Below are 18,786 nucleotides of genomic sequence, written 5' to 3'. Positions count from 1 at the left end.
AAATTAAGCCTTAATCCGCTTGAGAAACAGGCGTTCAGTATTACTTGAATACAATATTCAGACAAACGGGTATCAAATGCCATGGACGGCAAGCCGAAGACACCTCAGTAGCACCAGTTCACAAATGCACGACTATGCATTGACTTGCCGCTCACCAACTAGAAACACTCGAAGGGAGCATCTAACTGATACGCCCATGGCATTGCTTATATTTTTTTCCCGACCCGCATGGACAAGGGTCGTTACGGCCTACCTTACGCTCATTTCTAACAAACGGCTGATCGACAGGTTTTTCCGGCTCCATCGGCGGCGCATCCTCGACCGGGGCCGCTATCGGCTCCGCCTCGGCATGCTCGTAATGCATTTCCTTGGGCGCTTGTCTCATTTCATCTATCGCCTGAACATCCTCTTCCTGAGTCACTTGAACCTTCGCAAGGATACCAATCACTTCGTACTTGATGTGATCCAGCAAACTGGTAAACATTTCGAAAGCTTCACGCTTATATTCTTGCTTCGGATCTTTTTGCGCATAACCTCTAAAATGAATGCCCTGACGCAAATGATCCATCGCCGCCAAATGTTCCTTCCAACTATTGTCCAAGACTTGCAACATCACCGATTTCTCGAAATGCCGCAATACTTTAGGTTCAATCTTGAGTTCTTTTTCCTTATAGTTTTGCTCGACCAACTCGACAATCCGCTCACGCAACGAGGCTTCATTAAGTCTTTTGTCATCCTCCAGCATTTGCCTGACCGGTATATCGGCATTAAATTCTTGCAAAAGATGATCTTCCAGACCTTTGGTATCCCACTGCTCTTCCATTGTTTTTGGCGGAATGTATTGCGTAATGACATTATTAACCACATCCTTGCGGATTTCGCTCATGATATCGGAAATATCTTCCGCAGCCATAAGCTCGTTGCGTTGCGCATAGATCACTTTGCGCTGATCGTTAGCGACATCATCGTAAGCCAAGATTTGTTTACGTATGTCGAAATTCCGGCTTTCGACTTTTCGTTGAGCGTTTTCAATCGAACGAGTGACCCAAGGGTGCTCGATCGCCTCGCCATCACCCATGCCCAATTTTTGCATCAAGCCTGCAACGCGGTCGGAGGCAAAAATACGCATTAACGGATCTTCGAGCGATAAGTAGAATCTTGTAGAGCCCGGGTCGCCTTGCCGCCCCGAGCGCCCCCGTAGCTGATTGTCGATACGCCGCGATTCGTGACGCTCGGAACCGATTACATGCAAGCCGCCGCTGGCAATGACTTGTTGATGACGATCGAGCCATGCTCCGCGAACTTTTTCCCGATCTTCTTCTGAGGCCTCCTCGCCCAGCGCCGCCAATTCCGCATCAAGATTACCGCCCAACACGATGTCGGTACCTCGCCCGGCCATATTGGTTGCAATCGTTACCGCGCCCGGCATACCGGCCTGTTCGATAATATGCGCTTCGCGTTCATGCTGTTTGGCATTCAATACTTCGTGCTTAATATTTTCCTTGGTAAGTAATGCGGAAATGATCTCGGAGTTTTCGATCGATGTCGTTCCGACCAAAACCGGCTGGCCGCGTTCGACGCAACTTTTGATGTCTTGAGCAATGGCCTGGTATTTTTCACGAGCCGTCAAATAAACCAAATCGCCCATGTCTTTACGAATCATCGGGCGATGGGTCGGAATGACGACTACTTCAAGACCGTAAATCTTGTTCAATTCAAAAGCTTCGGTATCGGCTGTTCCGGTCATCCCGGACAGCTTTTCATAGAGGCGGAAATAATTTTGGAATGTAATCGAGGCCAGCGTTTGATTTTCATTTTGTATCGTCACGCGTTCTTTGGCTTCGATGGCCTGATGCAGACCTTCAGACCAACGCCGCCCCTGCATAATGCGCCCGGTAAATTCATCGACGATCATGACTTCATTGTTCGCGACAATATAATCGACGTCTTTTTGAAATAAATGATGGGCGCGCAACGACGCATTGAGGTAATGCATCAGCCGAATATTAGACGCATCGTAAAGACTACCGCCATCGACCATCAAGCCATGTTCGGTCATCAATTGTTCGACGCGCTCATGACCTTCCTCGGTCAAATAAATCTGCCGGGTTTTCTCGTCGACAAAGAAATCGCCCGGACCATCTTCTTTTTCTTGTTTGGTCAAAAAGGGCACGATCTCGTTGGCTTTGATATAAATATCAGTGCTTTCCTCGGTCGGTCCGGAAATAATCAATGGCGTGCGCGCCTCGTCGATTAAAATCGAATCCACCTCGTCGACGATCGCAAATGCTAAATCCCTTTGAACTTTTTGCGCCAAGCTGAAAGCCATGTTGTCGCGCAAATAGTCGAAGCCGAACTCGTTGTTGGTACCGTAGGTGATATCGGCGGCGTAAGCGGTCCGTCTCTCCGCGCTATCCATGCGACTAACGATAACGCCGGTCGTCAAACCTAAAAACTCGTATACGCGCCCCATCCATTGCGCGTCGCGAGCCGCCAGATAATCGTTGACCGTGACAACATGCACTCCGCGCCCCGGCAAAGCATTAAGATAAGCCGCCAAGGTCGCCATCAAGGTTTTTCCCTCGCCGGTCTTCATTTCGGCAATCTTGCCGTCATTAAGAACCATACCCCCGATAAGCTGCACATCGTAATGACGCATGCCGAATACCCGAGCGGAGGCTTCCCTTACCGTTGCAAAGGCTTCCGGGATCAAATCATCCAACTTTTCGCCCCGCTTGAGACGATCACGGAACTCTTGAGTCTTGGCTTTTAATTCGCCATCGGATAATTTTTCATAATCGGAAGCGAGCGCATTAATTTTTTTGACCAGCTTCCTTTTCTTTTTGACCAGTCGGTCATTGCGACTACCTACAATAAATTTAACCAGCTTACCAACCATGCTTTTTTCCGGTGAGAATTGAGTAATAACTATTTAAAAGTTTCGGATTATATACCTTCTACCCCATTAGTTACAGTTAAAAGCTCTTATAGCTTCTACGCATCGACTTCAGATATTGCCGTATATCAAAGGCTGGATTGTTAAACCTTAACGATCAAGAAGAGGCATTCATCACTGTATCCTAGCCTGCCCGATATGATCGACAAACCATCGGTAAGCATCGGTTAAACCTTCCTCTAAACCGATACGATATTCCCAGCCCAACGATCTGAGCCGCGATACATCCATCAGCTTACGGGGCGTCCCGTCCGGCTTGGTCGCATCGAAGCTCAACTTGCCTTTGAACCCGGCCACCTTCGCGAGCGTTTCGGCCAGCTCCCGAATCGTACAATCCACCCCGGTTCCGACATTGATGTGTGACAACATCGGCTGCGTATTCGCTTGGTAAATACCGGTATCCAGCTCCATCACATGCACGCTGGCGGCGGCCATGTCGTCGACATGCAAAAATTCACGCATTGGCGTCCCGCTGCCCCAAATCACGACTTCGTCATCGCCGGCTTGAACCGCTTCATGAAAGCGCCGAATCAAGGCCGGTATCACATGGCTGTTTTCGGGATGAAAGTTATCGTTCGGCCCATAGAGATTGGTCGGCATCACGCTGCGGTAATCGCGCCCATATTGACGGTTATAGCTCTCGCATAATTTGATCCCGGCAATTTTGGCGATCGCATACGGTTCGTTGGTCGGCTCGAGCAGCCCCGTCAACAACGCCTGCTCTTGCATCGGCTGCTCGGCAAGTTTTGGGTAGATGCAAGACGAGCCCAAAAACAACAAACGTTGAACGCCTCTAAGATGGGCCGCATGGATGATATTCGCCTCGATCATCAAGTTTTGGTAGATAAATTCGGCCGGCAAGGTGTTATTGGCATGAATGCCGCCGACCTTGGCCGCCGCCAAATAAACCTGATCGATCCGGTGCGCCGAAAAGTAGGCCTGTACCGCTGCCTGATCCAATAGATCAAGCTCGTCCCGCCCTGCCGTTAAAATAGACCGGTAACCTAAACTTTGTAAGCGGCGAACGATCGCGGAACCGACCATGCCTCGATGACCGGCCACGAAAATAGTGTGATTGAGATCGCGGCTCATTATTAGCTCTCCACCGAAACTGGTAAATCAAGCCCGTGAGACTTCAATAAGGCATGGCGTTTGGCGGCTTTAAGGTCTTCGCGCACCATTTCGGCGCACATCTCGCGCACCGTAATTTCCGGCACCCAACCGAGTTTTTCCTTGGCCTTGGTGGGATCGCCCAATAGCGTTTCGACCTCTGCCGGACGAAAATAACGCGGATCGACGCGAACGATGACATCGCCTGCCGACAATGCCGGCGCCGAATCGCCGTCAATCGCTTCGACCACGCCGACCTCGTCAACCCCGCTGCCTTCGAAACGGAGCGTTATCCCCAGCTCGGACGCAGACCATTCGATAAACTCGCGAACGCTGAATTGCACGCCGGCCGCGATGACGAAGTCGTCGGGTTCGTCCTGCTGCAGCATCATCCACTGCATGCGCACGTAGTCCTTGGCGTGCCCCCAGTCACGAAGCGCATTCATATTCCCCATGAAAAGACACTGTTCGACGCCTTGCGCAATATTGGCCAAGCCTCGGGTAATCTTCCGGGTCACGAAGGTTTCACCCCGGCGCGGCGATTCGTGATTGAACAAAATGCCGTTGCAGGCATACATGCCGTAGGCTTCTCGGTAATTCACGGTAATCCAATAGGCATAAAGCTTGGCCGCCGCATAAGGCGAGCGCGGATAAAACGGCGTAGTCTCTTTCTGCGGAGTTTCTTGTACCAAGCCGTATAATTCCGAAGTGGATGCCTGATAAAAGCGGGTTTTTTGCTCTAAGCCCAACAAACGAATCGCTTCCAATAAACGAAGCGTCCCCATCGCATCAACATCGGCCGTGTACTCCGGCGATTCGAAACTTACCGCGACATGAGACTGCGCGCCTAGGTTATACACTTCATCCGGCTGTACTTCTTGCAAAATGCGGGTCAGATTGGAAGAATCGGTCAAATCGCCGTAATGCAATACGAACTTTTGATTTTCGACATGCGGGTCTTGGTATATATGATCGACCCGTTGTGTATTGAATAGAGAGGCGCGGCGTTTGATGCCGTGAACTTCATAGCCTTTCTCGAGTAAAAACTCGGCCAAATAAGATCCGTCCTGCCCGGTGATGCCGGTAATTAATGCTTTTTTTGTCATAAAATGCTCATTTTAGTTACTCATTCGCAAATCATATTAATGTTGCGAAATAAATTTTGTGACACCAAGACAAACCCTTTGCCGGTCAAATTTCGGCACAGGCTTATCGAAGCACCTAAATATAGTGTTCGCACATCAAATTTCGGTTTTTTAAAACCCTCACCCCAGCCCTCTCCCACTGTGGGCGAGGGAGTCGAATGCCGAAATTTCATGTGCGATAGGTATATTCAAAAGATTGCTCAAGAAAGAATCTTAGGTATGCCGCCGGCATCCTCGTCAAGCGGGAATTGCTGTAATAAACCCGTTGTGTGCGTTATATTCTTCTAGGCGGACTATAATAGTTCAGCACCTTAATTTAAGAAACCCAGCGTTAACCGGATAAAATCATGTTAAAAAATCAGCCTTTGATGAGCGAACGCAAGCACATTTTCGGCTTTACCGCCAGCCTTAGGCGCGATTTTCCCGCCGGCGTCGTGGTTTTTTTGGTCGCCGTGCCGTTATCGCTAGGCATCGCACTGGCATCCGGCGCACCGCTGTTTTCAGGACTGATTGCCGGAATCATCGGCGGACTGGTCGTTTCCGGTTTAAGCGGATCATCTCTGGGTATAAGCGGGCCCGCTGCCGGTATTGCGATTATCGCCCATGGAGCGATACAAAGTCTTGGCTTTGAAGCCTTTCTGCTAAGCGTCGTTATCGCAGGTTTCATTCAGGTGATCATGGGACGAATCGGAGCCGGCATCGTCGGCTATTATTTCCCATCCGCGGTCATATCCGGCATGTTGACCGGAATCGGCATTATCATTTTTCTGAAACAGATACCGCATGCATTCGGCTACGACGTAGATTACGAAGGCGATATCTTCTTTACACAAAGCGACCAATTCACAACGACATCCGAATTGATCCATATGCTCGATTTTATTTCTCCCAGCGCGGTCATTATTTCGTTGGCCTCGCTGGCTATTCTACTGCTTTGGGAGTCGCCATTCATTAAACGATACCGTTTTACGCAATGGATTCACGGCGCATTGGCGGCCATATTAACCGGCGTAGCGTTTAATCAACTATTCCTCGGATGGTTTCCCGAGTTGGCTTTGAGCGGCAATCATTTGGTTTCATTGCCCGAGGTCGATCGAGCCTTCGAACTGATTGCTTACCTAACGCTGCCGGATTTTTCGCAAATCACCAACCCATCGGTTTACACGACCGGGTTCACCCTAGCCATGGTTGCCAGTCTTGAAACTCTATTGTGCGTCAAAGCCGTCGATAAGCTAGACCCGTATAAAAGAGTGACGCCAAATGATAGGGAACTGAAAGCACAGGGCATCGGCAACATTTGTTCCGGCTTGTTAGGCGGCATCCCGATCGCCCAAGTCATCGTACGCAGCTCTGCCAATATCCTATCGGGCGGCAGAACCAAGGCCTCGGCTTTCATTCATGGCATATTATTACTAACAGCGGTAATATCGATTCCCGGCCTCTTGAATACCATTCCGCTGGCTAGTCTTGCGGCGGTTTTGTTAGTCATCGGTTACCAGATGGCGGACTTGCGTCGCTTCATAACGATGTACCGAACGGGGATATATCACTTCACCCCCTTTGCCGCGACTGTGCTTGGGCTTATTTTTACCGACATGCTAACCGGCATTGCGATCGGCATGAGCATCGCACTGTTTTTTATTTTGCTGGAAAATTTAAAAGTCGGTTTTTATCTGCATCAGGAACAAAAAGCCAATAAAAACTTCATTACTTTATCGGAACACGTTTCTTTTCTTAATAAAGCCAATATCCTGCAATTACTTGACCAACTTCCCGAAAATTCCGAGGTCGTTATCGATGCAACCGGCTCCAAATACATCGACTTCGACGTCTATGAAATCATACAAAACTTTAAAACCGAAGCCGAACGCAAAAATATTCATTTAGTTATCGAAAACCTGAGGGGTTACGGCGTTCTCGAGCCGGTGCAAAGAGTTCATCCGCTCGACAAAGAATCGCAACAGTCGCTGACGCCGGCAGATGTTTTAGAAATCTTAAAAGCAGGCAACCAACGATTCGTCTACAATCTTAAAGCCAACCGTAACCTGTTGGAACAAATTAATGAAACCGTCGAAGGCCAGTTTCCGTTTGCGATTATTCTTAGCTGCATCGATTCGCGCACCTCGGCCGAATTAATTTTCGACCAAGGTTTAGGCGACATATTCAGCGTTCGCATTGCCGGCAATGTTATTAATAACGATATATTAGGCAGCATGGAATTTGCGTGTAAATTAGCTGGTTCCAAGCTGATTGTCGTGCTCGGCCATAGCCACTGCGGCGCAATCAAAGGCGCCTGCGCAGACACCAAACTCGATCACCTAACCGGCTTGCTCGATAAGATTCGCCCTGCGGTCGACTCGGTTAAAAACGGCCGGCTAGCTCGAATCAGCAAACCTGACGACTCTCTCGTTGAACAAATTGCCGAACGCAACGTCGAAATCATGGTAAAACAAATCAGACAGCAGAGCCCTCTTCTGAATGCGATGGCAAATAGCGGCGAAATCGGAATAATCGGCGCCATGTATAATATTGAAAACGGTATAGTGAGTTTTTTTGAATAGTATACGTCTACATTGTCGCAGCCGAACAACAAAACCATAGCAACAACCCTAGCTTATTAAATCAACCGCAACAAATCCGCCGAGTTTTTGTTTTTTGGCGAATATCGCTATAATGCACGGTCTTGTTCGTTATAGATCAACAGGCCTTGGTTTGCAGAATAATTCTTTAGTGTTATAGTTGGTTATTATCGCTTGAAATACGTTGTCTTGAAAATGCAACATTTCCAATTACCCTTTTCCGGCCTATCCGGATTTAGTTCAGCCGATGAAAGAATATCTAATCATTCTGATAAGCACGATACTGGTCAATAATTTTGTACTGGTAAGATTTTTAGGATTATGCCCTTTTATGGGCGTCTCCCGAAAACTGGAAACGGCCTTGGGAATGGGGTTCGCGACGACTTTTGTACTGACCTTATCCGCCGTTTGCAGTTATTTGGCGAATCGTTATCTGTTGATTCCACTAGAACTGGAATATTTACGTACGATCACCTTTATCGTCGTGATTGCCTTTGTCGTGCAATTTACCGAAATGGTCGTTCACAAAACCAGTCCGCTCCTTTACCAGGTATTGGGAATTTTTTTGCCGCTGATTACCACTAATTGCGCGGTTCTAGGCGTTGCCCTGCTGAACGTACAAACCCAACACGGCTTCTTGGAATCGGCTTTATACGGTTTCGGCGCCGCGGTCGGTTTTTCGCTGGTATTGACCCTTTTTTCGACGCTACGCGAAAGAATCGACGTTGCCGACGTCCCCCTGCCGTTCAAAGGCAACTCGATAGCGCTAGTAACGGCCGGATTAATGTCCATGGCCTTCATGGGATTCAGCGGCTTAGTTAAAGGCTAGACAGCCAATCAATTTCACGTAATCGCTCACGCAAACCCATTCTAATTTTACATTTACCCTCGACACACGCAGGGCGAATGTAAAATGCAATAAACCTCATGCCATCAGTGCAAAGCGATGGAACGATGAACGTGGATTGTTACTCAAATACCAATTATTCTAATTCGACCAGATAAATCCGATGATACTAATCATTTGCATCACATTTGCCGTATTTGGCGTAATACTCGGATTTTCGGCCATCTATTTTAGGGTCGAAGGCGATCCGATTGTCGATAAAATCGAAGCGATTCTTCCGCAAACGCAATGCGGGCAATGCAGCTTTCCCGGCTGCCGTCCTTATGCCGAAGCGATCGCTGCCGGCGATGCCGATATTAACCAATGCCCGCCGGGAGGACAAGACGGCGTCGAAGCGCTGGCCGACTTACTGGGCGTCGAAGCAAAACCGCTCAACGCCGAATTCGGCGAAGAAAAACCCAAAAGCGTCGCGGTCATCATCGAGGACCTGTGCATCGGCTGCACCAAATGCATTCAAGCTTGCCCGGTCGATGCGATACTTGGCTCCGCGAAGATGATGCATACCGTGATAGCCGACGAATGCACAGGCTGCGAGCTTTGCGTCGACCCTTGCCCGGTCGATTGCATCGTTATGGAGCCGATACCCGAAGACCTAAACAACTGGCAATGGCCGGAACCGGTAAAGAAATATGCTTAAAACTTGGCGCTTTCATGGCGGCTTGCGCCTGCCCGCCCATAAAAACCTTTCGGCACACCGGCCGATCGTTAATGCTGAGCTGCCGAAACAACTGATCTATCCTTTGCAACAAAGGCCCGGCGTACAACTCAAAGCGACCGTCGCTCCTGGCGATACTGTGCTGCGCGGCCAAATCATCGCAGATTCCGATCATTTCCTGGCAACCCCGCTTCATGCAGCAAGCTCGGGTACTGTTAAATCAATTGAAGATCGCATCATACCCCACCCCTCCGGCTTATCGGATCCGTGCATCATCATCGACACCGACGGACGCGATGAAGCATTGCCGCCGGAACCCGTTGAAGATTACCGCTTAGAGCCCGCTGCTACGTTGCGCGCCAAAATCCGCCAAGCAGGCATTGTCGGTCTCGGCGGCGCGGCGTTCCCTACCTCGATCAAGCTGAACCCGGGACCGCAACGCCATATCGACACGCTGATATTGAACGGCGCCGAATGCGAACCCTATATCACCTGCGACAATGTCCTGATGCAAGCCGAACCGGATGCTATCGTTCAAGGCGCGCTGATTTTGATGCATGCGCTGCAAGTCGGCGATGGTATTATCGCCGTCGAAGATCATATGACCGAAGCGTTTCAGGCATTATCGGCCGCCATCGAACAATCGAGGGATCGCCGACTGACCGTAGTGAAAATCCCTGCCCTGTATCCGACCGGAGGGGAAAAACAATTAATCCGCGTCGTTACCGGCAAAGAAACGCCGTCAGGCGGCATTCCGGCCGATGTGGGCGTAATTTGTCAAAACGTCGGCACGGCCGCGGCCGTGTATAACGCCATTTGCCGCGGCCTACCGTTAACCGAGCGAGTCGTGACCGTCACCGGCCAAGGCGTAAAACAACAACAAAACATGCGCGCGCGCATCGGCACGCCGATTAGCGATCTGATCAACCAATGCGGCGGCTATCAAGACTCTGTGGAGCGTTTGATCATGGGCGGCCCCATGATGGGTTTCGCGTTGCCCGAGGACGACATACCAATCGTCAAGGCCACCAACTGCATTCTAGCCGCCGCCGGATCCGAAGTCGCTACAAGTAAAGAGACCCGGCCTTGTATTCGCTGCGGCGATTGCGCGAAAGCCTGCCCGGTAGACTTGCTGCCGCAACAGCTTTACTGGCATAGCCGAGCCGGCAATTTGGAGAAATGCAAAGAATTTAGCCTATTCGATTGTATCGAATGCGGCTGTTGCGAGGTTGTTTGTCCAAGCCAGATCCCATTGGTGCAATATTACCGAGCCGCGAAAAGTAAGACCATCGCCAAGGCCAAAGAGGCTGAAAAAGCAGCCATCGCGAAACGCCGGCACGACTTCCTTCTTGAACGCAAGGCTCGTGAACAGGCCGAGAGAGCCGAACGCTCTCGCCGCAAAAAAGAAGCCCTAGCCAAATTAAAAGCCGCTGAAACCGCCACCGAAGGAGCGGAATAAATGAAATTCTCAACCGTCATGTCGCCGCACCTTCAACCTGTCAACAGTGTTGACCGGGTCATGCTGCAAGTCTTGTTGGCCTTGATTCCCGGCATTGCCGCGATGACTTGGTTTTTCGGCATCGGCGTCTTAATCAACATTGCCCTAGCAGTTGCCGTTGCACTGCTTGCCGAAGCATCGATTCTGGGCTTACGCGGCAGACCGATCGGCTCGACGCTCAAAGACTTGAGCGCCATCGTGACCGCGGTGCTACTAGCCATTTCGCTGCCGGTTATTGCGCCATGGTGGATTACCGTCGTAGGTGTCTTGTTCGCGATCGTAATCGCCAAACATTTATACGGCGGCTTGGGTTACAACCCGTTCAATCCTGCGATGGCTGGCTATGTCTTACTATTGGTCTCGTTTCCAATGCAAATGACCGCTTGGCTCGCGCCAATCGAACTCGGCTCGGCCGCATTGAACGAAGTCGACTGGCTTAAATTGATTTTTCTCGAGCAACTACCGGCAAACATCGAATTCGATGCAGTCACGATGGCCACACCGCTAGATAGCGTCAGGACTCAATTGGGGCTAGGCAGATCGGTACCGGAAATAAAAACCGATTCCGTTTTCGGACTTTTAGCAGGAAAAGGTTGGGAATGGGTGGCCGGAGGCTATTTGCTTGGCGGGCTCTGGCTCATGTGGCGTAAAATCATCGGCTGGCAAATTCCGGTCGGATTGCTGCTTGGACTCGGTCTATTCGCGAGTATCTGTTATGCGATCGACAACAATCAGTTTGCCGCGCCAAGTTTTCACTTAGTCGCCGGCGCGACGATGCTGGGCGCATTTTTCATCGCAACCGATCCTGTGACCGCAGCCACATCGGTTAATGGCCGGCTTATTTATGGACTACTTATCGGTTCGTTGGTTTATGTAATTCGTGTTTGGGGCGGCTACCCGGATGCAATGGCTTTCGCGGTTTTATTGGGTAATTTAACGGCGCCGGCAATCGATTATTTCACGCGGCCTCGCGTCTTCGGTCAAAAAGCATGAACGCTATTATTAAAAAAACTTTATCGGCAGCCGCGATATTGGGCGGATTTTCGTTGCTGGGCCTGGGCTTAACCTCACTCACTTTTCATAAAACCGAAGCCAAAATACAGGAAAATGAACGGCAGGCCTTACTGACCAATTTAAAAGCCGTGATCCCCGAGTCGCTTTACGACAACGACATCGTCAACGATACGCTCGAAGTGACCGACCTCAACCAGGGCTCCACAAAACCGACAGTCATTTATCGCGCCCGACAACAAGGCAAGCCGGTCGCCGCGGTCATGACGGTGATAACACCTAACGGTTATAGCGGCAATATCAGCCTGTTGGTAGCCGTAAAAACCGATGGCACTATTAGCGGCGTCCGGACCCTTTCGCATCGCGAAACACCAGGCCTTGGCGACCGCATTGAAATCGAGCGTAGCGACTGGATTTCATCATTCGATGGTAAATCGCTCGACGAGCCTCACCAATCGCAATGGGACGTTAAGCGCGATGGCGGCCACTTCGACCAATTGACCGGCGCAACGATCACGCCGCGAGCGGTTGTAGGGGCCGTTAAAAACGCATTGCTTTATTTCAAGCATAACCAGGCCCGGATTTTTTCAACGACAAAATCGACTCCCGAAGGAGGAAATTAATGTTCTCCGAATACAGTAAAATCGTCAAAGACGGCTTATGGCTCAATAATCAAGCCTTCGTCGCATTACTCGGACTGTGCCCGCTGCTTGCCGTAAGCAACACGGTCATTAACGGTCTCGGACTAGGCCTTGCGACGACGATGACATTGGTCATGTCGAACACGATCGTCTCACTGATACGTAACTTCGTTCCCGACGAAATCCGTTTACCGGTTTTCGTACTGGTCATTGCCAGCGTGGTCACGATGATCGAACTCGCGATGAACGCGTGGTTCTTCGGACTTTATAAAATCCTCGGCATTTTCATTCCGTTGATCGTCACCAACTGCTCTATCATCGGCCGGGCCGAAGCGTATGCTTCAAAGCAACGTGCCGACAAGGCTTTATTAGACGGCCTATCGATGGGCCTCGGCTTTACCTTTGCCCTAGTAACGCTTGGCAGTTTGCGTGAAATCATCGGTTCGGGAACTTTATTCGCGAAGGCCGAATTGATGTTCGGCGAAGCGGCTAAAACCTGGCAAATCGATGTGATAACCGATTATTCCGGTATGTTGCTGGCAATTTTACCGCCCGGCGCGTTTATCGGCCTCGGCTTGTTGATCGCATTAAAAAATATTATCGACGCCAAGGTCGAACAGCGTAAACCGGCACATATTCAGATCCCGATTCAAGCCGCCCAGGAACAGTGAACCAAACCAAACGTCAGGCAATTTTCGACAAACTGGCGGCAGCGACACCGGAACCGACTACCGAACTAACATACTCGTCGCCTTTCGAACTGCTTATCGCTGTCGTATTGTCGGCCCAAGCCACCGACAAGGGCGTCAACAAAGCCACGGCACAATTATTCCCCATCGCCAATACGCCCGAATCGATTTTGAACCTAGGCGAAGCCGGTTTAAAGGAACATATCAAGACTATCGGGCTGTTCAACAGCAAGGCTGCAAACATCATTCAACTGTGTCGGCAAGTGCTCGAAAAACACAATGGACAGATTCCGCAAACCCGCGACGAGCTCGAAGCGTTACCCGGCGTCGGCCGTAAAACGGCAAACGTCATTTTGAACACCGCGTTCGGCCACCCGACGATTGCAGTCGACACCCATATCTTCCGAGTCGCGAACAGAACACGTATCGCCCCAGGAAAAAACGTGCTCGAAGTCGAACGAAAACTGGACAAATACGTCCCGAAAGCCCACAAAAAAGATGCGCATCATCTGCTGATCCTTCACGGCCGATATACTTGCACGGCAAGAAAACCGAAATGCCCGGACTGTATCATCGTCGAGCTCTGCGAATTCAAGGAGAAGACTGTTTAAATCTATTTCACCATGAAGATCATGAAGAATCAGAAGTTAATTCAATAGATTACCTGATTAGCAAGATGCTTCAGCTTGCCGAAACCAAGTGTCCAAGCAGGGGCCAGTCGTAGTCGCAAAAACTAAAATATGCTGTTACCCAAGCTCCAGCTTGGGTAACCTGTTCAGGAAGCTCTAGCTTCCCGACAATCAAGAAAAATTGAACGAGCGAGTCGCGGGGTTGATTGAGAGTGAGCGGAGGTTGTGTCGGTCTCAGGAAGCTGGAGCTTCCGGGGTGTTTTTCCCAAGCTGGAGCTTGGGAAAGAGCGTGAAAGTGTTTAATGAAATTATTGGGTTCAATTACTCCCTTTTGACTGAAAAAGCGTATAAGAACGAGAAGGTGTGGGGTATGCCTAGCGAGGATGTCGGCGGCTGGGAGCCGCCGTCAAGCCCCCATGGACGGGTTCACGGCGCTCCTCGATAGGCATACCCCATACCCAACAAAGTTGAACGATTCTTCAGTAAGAAGGGAATAAGTCACAAAAGTAAAACACTGCTAACTGCTAACTGCTAACTGCTAACTATTGACCCTGCAAAAAGCCGTTGTATCCTTATTAATAAACATTTCCGCTGTTTGCATGCCTCGCCAAAACATTGTAAAAAGAGGAACTGATCTTGTTGCTGCGCTGTCGCAGCAATGTTGCAATACTGTACTTAGGATTTGATCGCAAATAACTTCCCTATTTTTGGAGGGTTCGGTAACTCGATTGGCAGGTGTCGGCGGCAGGGAAAGCCGCCGTCAAGCCTACATGGACGTATTCACGGCGCCCTGCCAAGCGAGTTACCGAACACTCAACAAAGCTCATAGTTGCAGGACGTTATTTATCACGAAATCCTTAACGCAATTCATAAACGATTCAGATTTTTTTGCTAACCTTACAAGGTGTTAATCAATCTGATTTTTTTCACAACCAAAACACACTGGGATTTATTATGAAAAAGATGAACAAATCGCCATTCGCTGCCGCAATGGGCACCGCTATGGTTTCTACTCTCGCTTTATCTACTGCGCACGCCGAGGCTAATCCATTCGGTATGACCGAACTCTCTTCCGGTTACATGCAAGTCGCCGAGGCCGAAATGACCTGCGGCGAAGGCAAATGCGGCGGCATGACCAGCACGCCGAAAATGGAAGAAGGCAAATGCGCCGGCAAAAAAGACGAAAAGCCGGCTGCCGACAAGTCAAGTAAGGAAATGACTTGCGGAGAAGGCAAATGCGGCGGAATGACAAAACCGGAAGGCGATGCCGATAAAACTAAATAAAATGAAGCGAAACGGCTTTCATTAAAATTTTGCTTTACTTCAAACAAAGCAATTGCGTCCTAATAGAGGGTGATCCAATCACCCTCTATCCAGCAAAAAACAGCAGGTGTTCCGATGAACACGACTCAACATCTAGTCCGTGGCGTAGGCCTCGGTTTACGCCGAACTTTTCTAAATAACATCGTCGACACGCCGCCCGCATCAGTCGATTTTTACGAAATCGCTCCCGAAAACTGGATAACGATCGGCGGCAAATTCGGCCGGCAACTGCGCAATATGACCGAGCGTTTCGACTTCGTTTGTCACGGACTCTCCTTATCGATCGGTAGCACCGACCCGCTTGACGAAACCTTTATCAAGGCCGTCAAATCATTCATGGCCGAACACGGCATAAAACTGTATAGCGAGCACCTTAGCTATTGCAGCAAAGACGGCCACCTGTACGATCTGATGCCGATCCCTTTTACCGAAGAAGCGATTACTCATACCGCTGCGCGCATTCGCCGCGTTCAGGACATTCTCGAACAAAAAATCGCGATCGAAAATGTTTCCTATTATGCGGCGCCGGGCCGTGAAATGGATGAAATCGATTTTTTCAACGCCGTGGTCAACGAAACCGATTGCGACATCTTGCTCGATCTCAACAATATCTATGTCAACAGCATCAATCATGGCTACGATGCCGAAACATTTTTAAAAGCGATTCCTGCACAGCGAATCGCCTATGCACATATTGCCGGCCATTATGTCGAAGCCGAGGACTTTTTAGTCGACACGCACGGCGCTCCGGTCATCGACCCGGTTTGGAAACTACTTGGCAAGGCTTACGAACTCTACGGCATATTCCCAACCTTGCTGGAGCGGGACTTCAACATTCCGCCACTACCGGAATTAATCAAGGAAACCGAAACGATCGCCGCCATTCAACAGGCTTGGGAAAAGCAACATGAGCGTAGAACAGCATAAAACCAAAATCGATTTCAAAGCCAAACAGCAAGAATTTGCCGCTTTCATCAGAAATCCCGACCGAAACCCGGCTCCGGACGATGTGGCCCCGGAACGCATGTCGATGTACCGCGAGTTGTTTTTTAATAATGTCGAAAGCTTTTTATCGAGCAATTTTCCGGTATTGAAATCGCTGCTCTCGCAGGAAAACTGGCTTGCGCTCGCGCGGGACTTTTATTCGGAACACCGCAGCAGCACACCCTATTTTTCCGAAATCCCCGAAGAATTCTTGGATTATTTGCAAAACGAACGCCAGTGTCCGGACGACTTGCCCTTCATGCTCGAACTCGCGCATTACGAATGGGTGGAAATGGCGTTGGCAATCGCAAAAGAAGAAGCGCCCGCAACCATTGCGTCTGAGATAAATTTAAGGTCTTTGCCGTTATTTTTGTCGCCGCTGGCTTGGCTTTTAGCCTATCGTTTTCCGGTTCATCAAATTTCGACAGACTTTATTCCGTATGAAGCGCCCGAGCAACCCAGTTTTTTGATCGTTTACCGGGCGCCGGACGATAGCGTGAAGTTCATGCAAATAACGCCATCGACCTATCGTCTTTTGGAGATCGTGCAGAATACTCCGGGAATCACTGCCGAATCTTGCTTAACGCAGCTCGCCGGCGAACTCCAGGCAAGCGATACGCAGCTGGTTATCGACCAAGGCTTAAAAAGCTTACGCGAATTAGCGGATAAATCGATTATTTATAGCGCTTAAAACTTCAAAGTGGGTCGTGCACGCACAGCGCCCCTTCAAGCTTCAAAATTGGTGTAGTTTAACTTCAACTATTAAGGCGAACATAGCTTTATTTATCACGAAATCCTCAGAGTATCTTAACCGAACTAGGATGACGGATCAGCATCGAAAAATGTTTCTTGGACCGATTGAGCCAACCGCGAATTTCGACTTCTTTGCCGACATATCCTTGAAGGCTTGGAAAGAGGTCGAGATTGGCGCGCTCAATGCGAAAATCGACGCGCTCGCTAAGCGACAAATACACATATTTACGCGTCGTTCTAATTTGTTTAACGCGCCCGGAAATTCGCTGCCAGCCTCTATGATTACCCGCTTGAAGACTTGAAGCCGGCTTGATTCGATATTCAGGCAGTCTCCAGATACCTCTAGAGTTTTTTTCGGCTTCATCCTGAGCACGAATCAATTCCCCGCTATAAAGCAAATTCGGCGGAAAAATACTGAGCGCAGCCAAGCCTAATCTAACCTGCTCTAAATTGAGATGCAGACCGTCCTCGGTAAATAAATGTGCGAGCGTCCGCCCGTATTTGTCCTTTTGTTCGCTATCGAAAACCAAACGCACGCGTTTGCCTTTTAGTGCGTTAGTTAACCAACGTTTAGCTTCTTCACCTCCAGCCTCCGCGTTTTTATTTCGCCCTTCGACCTCAGGCGCGTTGATGCCTAGTAAGCGGATTTTTCTGCCGTCTGCCAGCTTTACCGTGTCGCCGTCATAAACATACTGAATGCGTTGATAAGAATAGCCGGGGGTTATCGTAAGACGCTCGGCGCCTTCTCGTCGCTTGTCCGAAAAATATAATTTGCCGCTTTCATCTTGCCAACGATAAATTTCATCGGCGCAGGCGGTCGAGATAGCCAGCATTAAAACGAGTGATTTAAGTAAGGCGTGAAGCATGGATTTGAAAATGTTTATCCTAGAAAAAGAATTTCACATGAAGACCATGAAGAATAGGAAGTTAATTCAATAACTTATACCCATCGCAGATCAAAATTCGGCACCAGGGTGTCCGCCAAAGGACGCCGTGAACCCAGCACCTAAATTCCATAGTTCATTGACTATGGTTAACTATATTGGATAATTTAGGTGCTGGGTGAATACATCCCTGTAGGCTCTATGCCAGCTCCATGCTGGCCCCTCACCTAGCGTTAGGTGAGGGGCCGCACACCCTGGTGCCTCCTCAGGCACTGCCGAAATTTGAAGTGCGGAAGGCATATTACGCGTATGAATCAAGCTTTCGCTCACCAAAAAGGTTAGCGAGAAGATTTAGGTAATTTCTTGAAATCCTTCATGAACTTCATGTGCTTCATGGTTTAACTGCCGAATTTAAGTTTATCGAATAGCCGTTATCGAGCCGGAGCGCTATAATTCCGTGCCCCAAAACGCTATTCTACAGAAACGCCCATGATATCCGTAATTCAACGCGTGACCCGCGCAAAAGTGTCTGTCGATCAACAAGACATCGGCCTGATCGAACGCGGCATACTGGCTCTGGTCGCGGTCGAAAAAAACGACACGGAAAAGGAAGCGGACCGTTTGCTGGAGCGAATCCTTAACTACCGCATTTTCGCCGACGCCGAGGGCAAGATGAATCTCAGTCTGCGCAGCATTAATGGCGGCTTGTTATTGGTGCCGCAATTTACGCTCGCAGCGGACACCGACAGCGGCAATCGGCCCAGTTTCAGCCGAGGTGCTTCCCCCGAGCATGGACAAGCGCTCTTCAATTATTTGCAAAAAAAAGCCGTCGACTTGCATGCACTGGTTCAGTTCGGTCAATTCGGCGCCGACATGCAAGTCTCGCTGGTTAATGACGGGCCGGTAACCTTTAGTTTAAGAGTTTCCCATCGCTGAATATTTGCTCACCTAAACGCAATTTCTAATCGCCGTCTTCATCTTGCCGTTCAGCACGATCTTTCTCGGCTACTCACTTAACCCAG

The 18,786-nt window shown here is 49.6% G+C and carries 16 protein-coding genes; 12 read left to right on the top strand and 4 right to left on the bottom strand.

Annotation, left to right across the window (positions count from 1 at the left end):
* Positions 1-181: 181 nt before the first annotated feature.
* The 3 genes from secA to gmd form a co-directional block, all read right to left on the bottom strand.
* A complete protein-coding gene (gene secA / locus WJM45_RS02220) occupies positions 182-2,899 on the bottom strand; it encodes a preprotein translocase subunit SecA (protein ID WP_341327374.1) in 2,718 nt (905 codons plus the stop codon).
* A 171-nt stretch (positions 2,900-3,070) separates the two neighbouring features.
* The gene (locus WJM45_RS02215) at positions 3,071-4,048 is read right to left on the bottom strand and encodes a GDP-L-fucose synthase (protein ID WP_341327373.1); all 978 of its coding nucleotides are present in this window, start codon (positions 4,046-4,048) and stop codon (positions 3,071-3,073) included.
* A gap of 2 nt (positions 4,049-4,050) precedes the next feature.
* Positions 4,051-5,172 carry a GDP-mannose 4,6-dehydratase gene (gmd, locus tag WJM45_RS02210; protein WP_341327372.1) on the bottom strand — a complete coding sequence of 374 codons (1,122 nt, stop codon included), beginning with the start codon at positions 5,170-5,172 and terminating at the stop codon, positions 4,051-4,053.
* A gap of 386 nt (positions 5,173-5,558) precedes the next feature.
* Between gmd and WJM45_RS02205 the strand changes: the two genes are divergently transcribed.
* The 11 genes from WJM45_RS02205 (at position 5,559) to WJM45_RS02155 (ending at position 16,818) form a co-directional block, all read left to right on the top strand.
* A complete protein-coding gene (locus tag WJM45_RS02205; protein WP_341327371.1) occupies positions 5,559-7,772 on the top strand; it encodes a carbonic anhydrase family protein in 2,214 nt (737 codons plus the stop codon).
* 265 nt (positions 7,773-8,037) lie between these two features.
* Positions 8,038-8,619, top strand: a complete 582-nt coding sequence (gene rsxA / locus WJM45_RS02200) for an electron transport complex subunit RsxA (RefSeq protein WP_014146933.1) — start codon at positions 8,038-8,040, stop codon at positions 8,617-8,619.
* A 181-nt stretch (positions 8,620-8,800) separates the two neighbouring features.
* Entirely contained in the window at positions 8,801-9,334 is a 534-nt protein-coding gene (rsxB, locus tag WJM45_RS02195) for an electron transport complex subunit RsxB (RefSeq protein WP_341327370.1), read from the top strand.
* Positions 9,327-10,811 (top strand): electron transport complex subunit RsxC, encoded by a 1,485-nt coding sequence (rsxC, locus tag WJM45_RS02190; protein ID WP_341327369.1) that lies wholly within the window; start codon positions 9,327-9,329, stop codon positions 10,809-10,811. Before rsxB ends, rsxC begins: the two co-directional genes overlap by 8 nt.
* Positions 10,812-11,843 (top strand): electron transport complex subunit RsxD, encoded by a 1,032-nt coding sequence (gene rsxD / locus WJM45_RS02185; RefSeq protein ID WP_341327368.1) that lies wholly within the window; start codon positions 10,812-10,814, stop codon positions 11,841-11,843.
* Positions 11,840-12,484: an electron transport complex subunit RsxG gene (gene rsxG / locus WJM45_RS02180; RefSeq protein ID WP_341327367.1), complete on the top strand. Its 645-nt coding sequence runs from the start codon at positions 11,840-11,842 to the stop codon at positions 12,482-12,484. Before rsxD ends, rsxG begins: the two co-directional genes overlap by 4 nt.
* Positions 12,484-13,173, top strand: coding sequence for an electron transport complex subunit E (locus WJM45_RS02175; RefSeq protein ID WP_341327366.1), 690 nt, complete (start codon positions 12,484-12,486; stop codon positions 13,171-13,173). Before rsxG ends, WJM45_RS02175 begins: the two co-directional genes overlap by 1 nt.
* Complete coding sequence (gene nth, locus WJM45_RS02170) at positions 13,170-13,802, top strand: endonuclease III (RefSeq protein ID WP_341327365.1); 633 nt, start codon at positions 13,170-13,172, stop codon at positions 13,800-13,802. The genes WJM45_RS02175 and nth overlap by 4 nt, the downstream gene beginning before the upstream one ends.
* Positions 13,803-14,774: 972 nt before the next feature.
* The gene (locus WJM45_RS02165) at positions 14,775-15,104 is read left to right on the top strand and encodes a hypothetical protein (protein WP_014146925.1); all 330 of its coding nucleotides are present in this window, start codon (positions 14,775-14,777) and stop codon (positions 15,102-15,104) included.
* A gap of 114 nt (positions 15,105-15,218) precedes the next feature.
* Positions 15,219-16,070: a DUF692 domain-containing protein gene (locus WJM45_RS02160; protein ID WP_341327364.1), complete on the top strand. Its 852-nt coding sequence runs from the start codon at positions 15,219-15,221 to the stop codon at positions 16,068-16,070.
* On the top strand, positions 16,051-16,818 hold the full coding sequence (locus WJM45_RS02155) for a putative DNA-binding domain-containing protein (protein WP_341327363.1): 768 nt from the start codon (positions 16,051-16,053) through the stop codon (positions 16,816-16,818). Before WJM45_RS02160 ends, WJM45_RS02155 begins: the two co-directional genes overlap by 20 nt.
* Positions 16,819-16,924: 106 nt before the next feature.
* On the opposite strand, the gene WJM45_RS02150 is transcribed toward WJM45_RS02155, so the two are convergent.
* Positions 16,925-17,746 carry a thermonuclease family protein gene (locus tag WJM45_RS02150; RefSeq protein WP_341327362.1) on the bottom strand — a complete coding sequence of 274 codons (822 nt, stop codon included), beginning with the start codon at positions 17,744-17,746 and terminating at the stop codon, positions 16,925-16,927.
* 507 nt (positions 17,747-18,253) lie between these two features.
* On the opposite strand from WJM45_RS02150, the gene dtd reads away from it, so the two are divergent.
* On the top strand, positions 18,254-18,700 hold the full coding sequence (gene dtd / locus WJM45_RS02145) for a D-aminoacyl-tRNA deacylase (RefSeq protein WP_341327361.1): 447 nt from the start codon (positions 18,254-18,256) through the stop codon (positions 18,698-18,700).
* Positions 18,701-18,786 lie beyond the last annotated feature (86 nt).

Source organism: Methylotuvimicrobium sp. KM2, from assembly GCF_038051925.1.
Classification (GTDB): domain Bacteria; phylum Pseudomonadota; class Gammaproteobacteria; order Methylococcales; family Methylomonadaceae; genus Methylotuvimicrobium.
Note: the sequence above shows the minus strand (reverse complement) of the source record. Positions and strands in the feature narration are given on the sequence as shown.

Bases quoted from the DNA above. Each gene is read 5' to 3' on its own strand.
- WJM45_RS02205 (WP_341327371.1), top strand. From the start codon at position 5,559: ATGTTAAAAAATCAGCCTTTGATGAGCGAACGCAAGCACATTTTCGGC.
- rsxD (WP_341327368.1), top strand. From the start codon at position 10,812: ATGAAATTCTCAACCGTCATGTCGCCGCACCTTCAACCTGTCAACAGT.
- rsxC (WP_341327369.1), top strand. From the start codon at position 9,327: ATGCTTAAAACTTGGCGCTTTCATGGCGGCTTGCGCCTGCCCGCCCAT.
- WJM45_RS02215 (WP_341327373.1), bottom strand. From the start codon at position 4,048: ATGAGCCGCGATCTCAATCACACTATTTTCGTGGCCGGTCATCGAGGC.
- WJM45_RS02165 (WP_014146925.1), top strand. From the start codon at position 14,775: ATGAAAAAGATGAACAAATCGCCATTCGCTGCCGCAATGGGCACCGCT.
- WJM45_RS02160 (WP_341327364.1), top strand. From the start codon at position 15,219: ATGAACACGACTCAACATCTAGTCCGTGGCGTAGGCCTCGGTTTACGC.
- rsxB (WP_341327370.1), top strand. From the start codon at position 8,801: ATGATACTAATCATTTGCATCACATTTGCCGTATTTGGCGTAATACTC.
- dtd (WP_341327361.1), top strand. From the start codon at position 18,254: ATGATATCCGTAATTCAACGCGTGACCCGCGCAAAAGTGTCTGTCGAT.
- WJM45_RS02155 (WP_341327363.1), top strand. From the start codon at position 16,051: ATGAGCGTAGAACAGCATAAAACCAAAATCGATTTCAAAGCCAAACAG.
- rsxA (WP_014146933.1), top strand. From the start codon at position 8,038: ATGAAAGAATATCTAATCATTCTGATAAGCACGATACTGGTCAATAAT.
- gmd (WP_341327372.1), bottom strand. From the start codon at position 5,172: ATGACAAAAAAAGCATTAATTACCGGCATCACCGGGCAGGACGGATCT.
- secA (WP_341327374.1), bottom strand. From the start codon at position 2,899: ATGGTTGGTAAGCTGGTTAAATTTATTGTAGGTAGTCGCAATGACCGA.
- WJM45_RS02175 (WP_341327366.1), top strand. From the start codon at position 12,484: ATGTTCTCCGAATACAGTAAAATCGTCAAAGACGGCTTATGGCTCAAT.
- rsxG (WP_341327367.1), top strand. From the start codon at position 11,840: ATGAACGCTATTATTAAAAAAACTTTATCGGCAGCCGCGATATTGGGC.
- WJM45_RS02150 (WP_341327362.1), bottom strand. From the start codon at position 17,746: ATGCTTCACGCCTTACTTAAATCACTCGTTTTAATGCTGGCTATCTCG.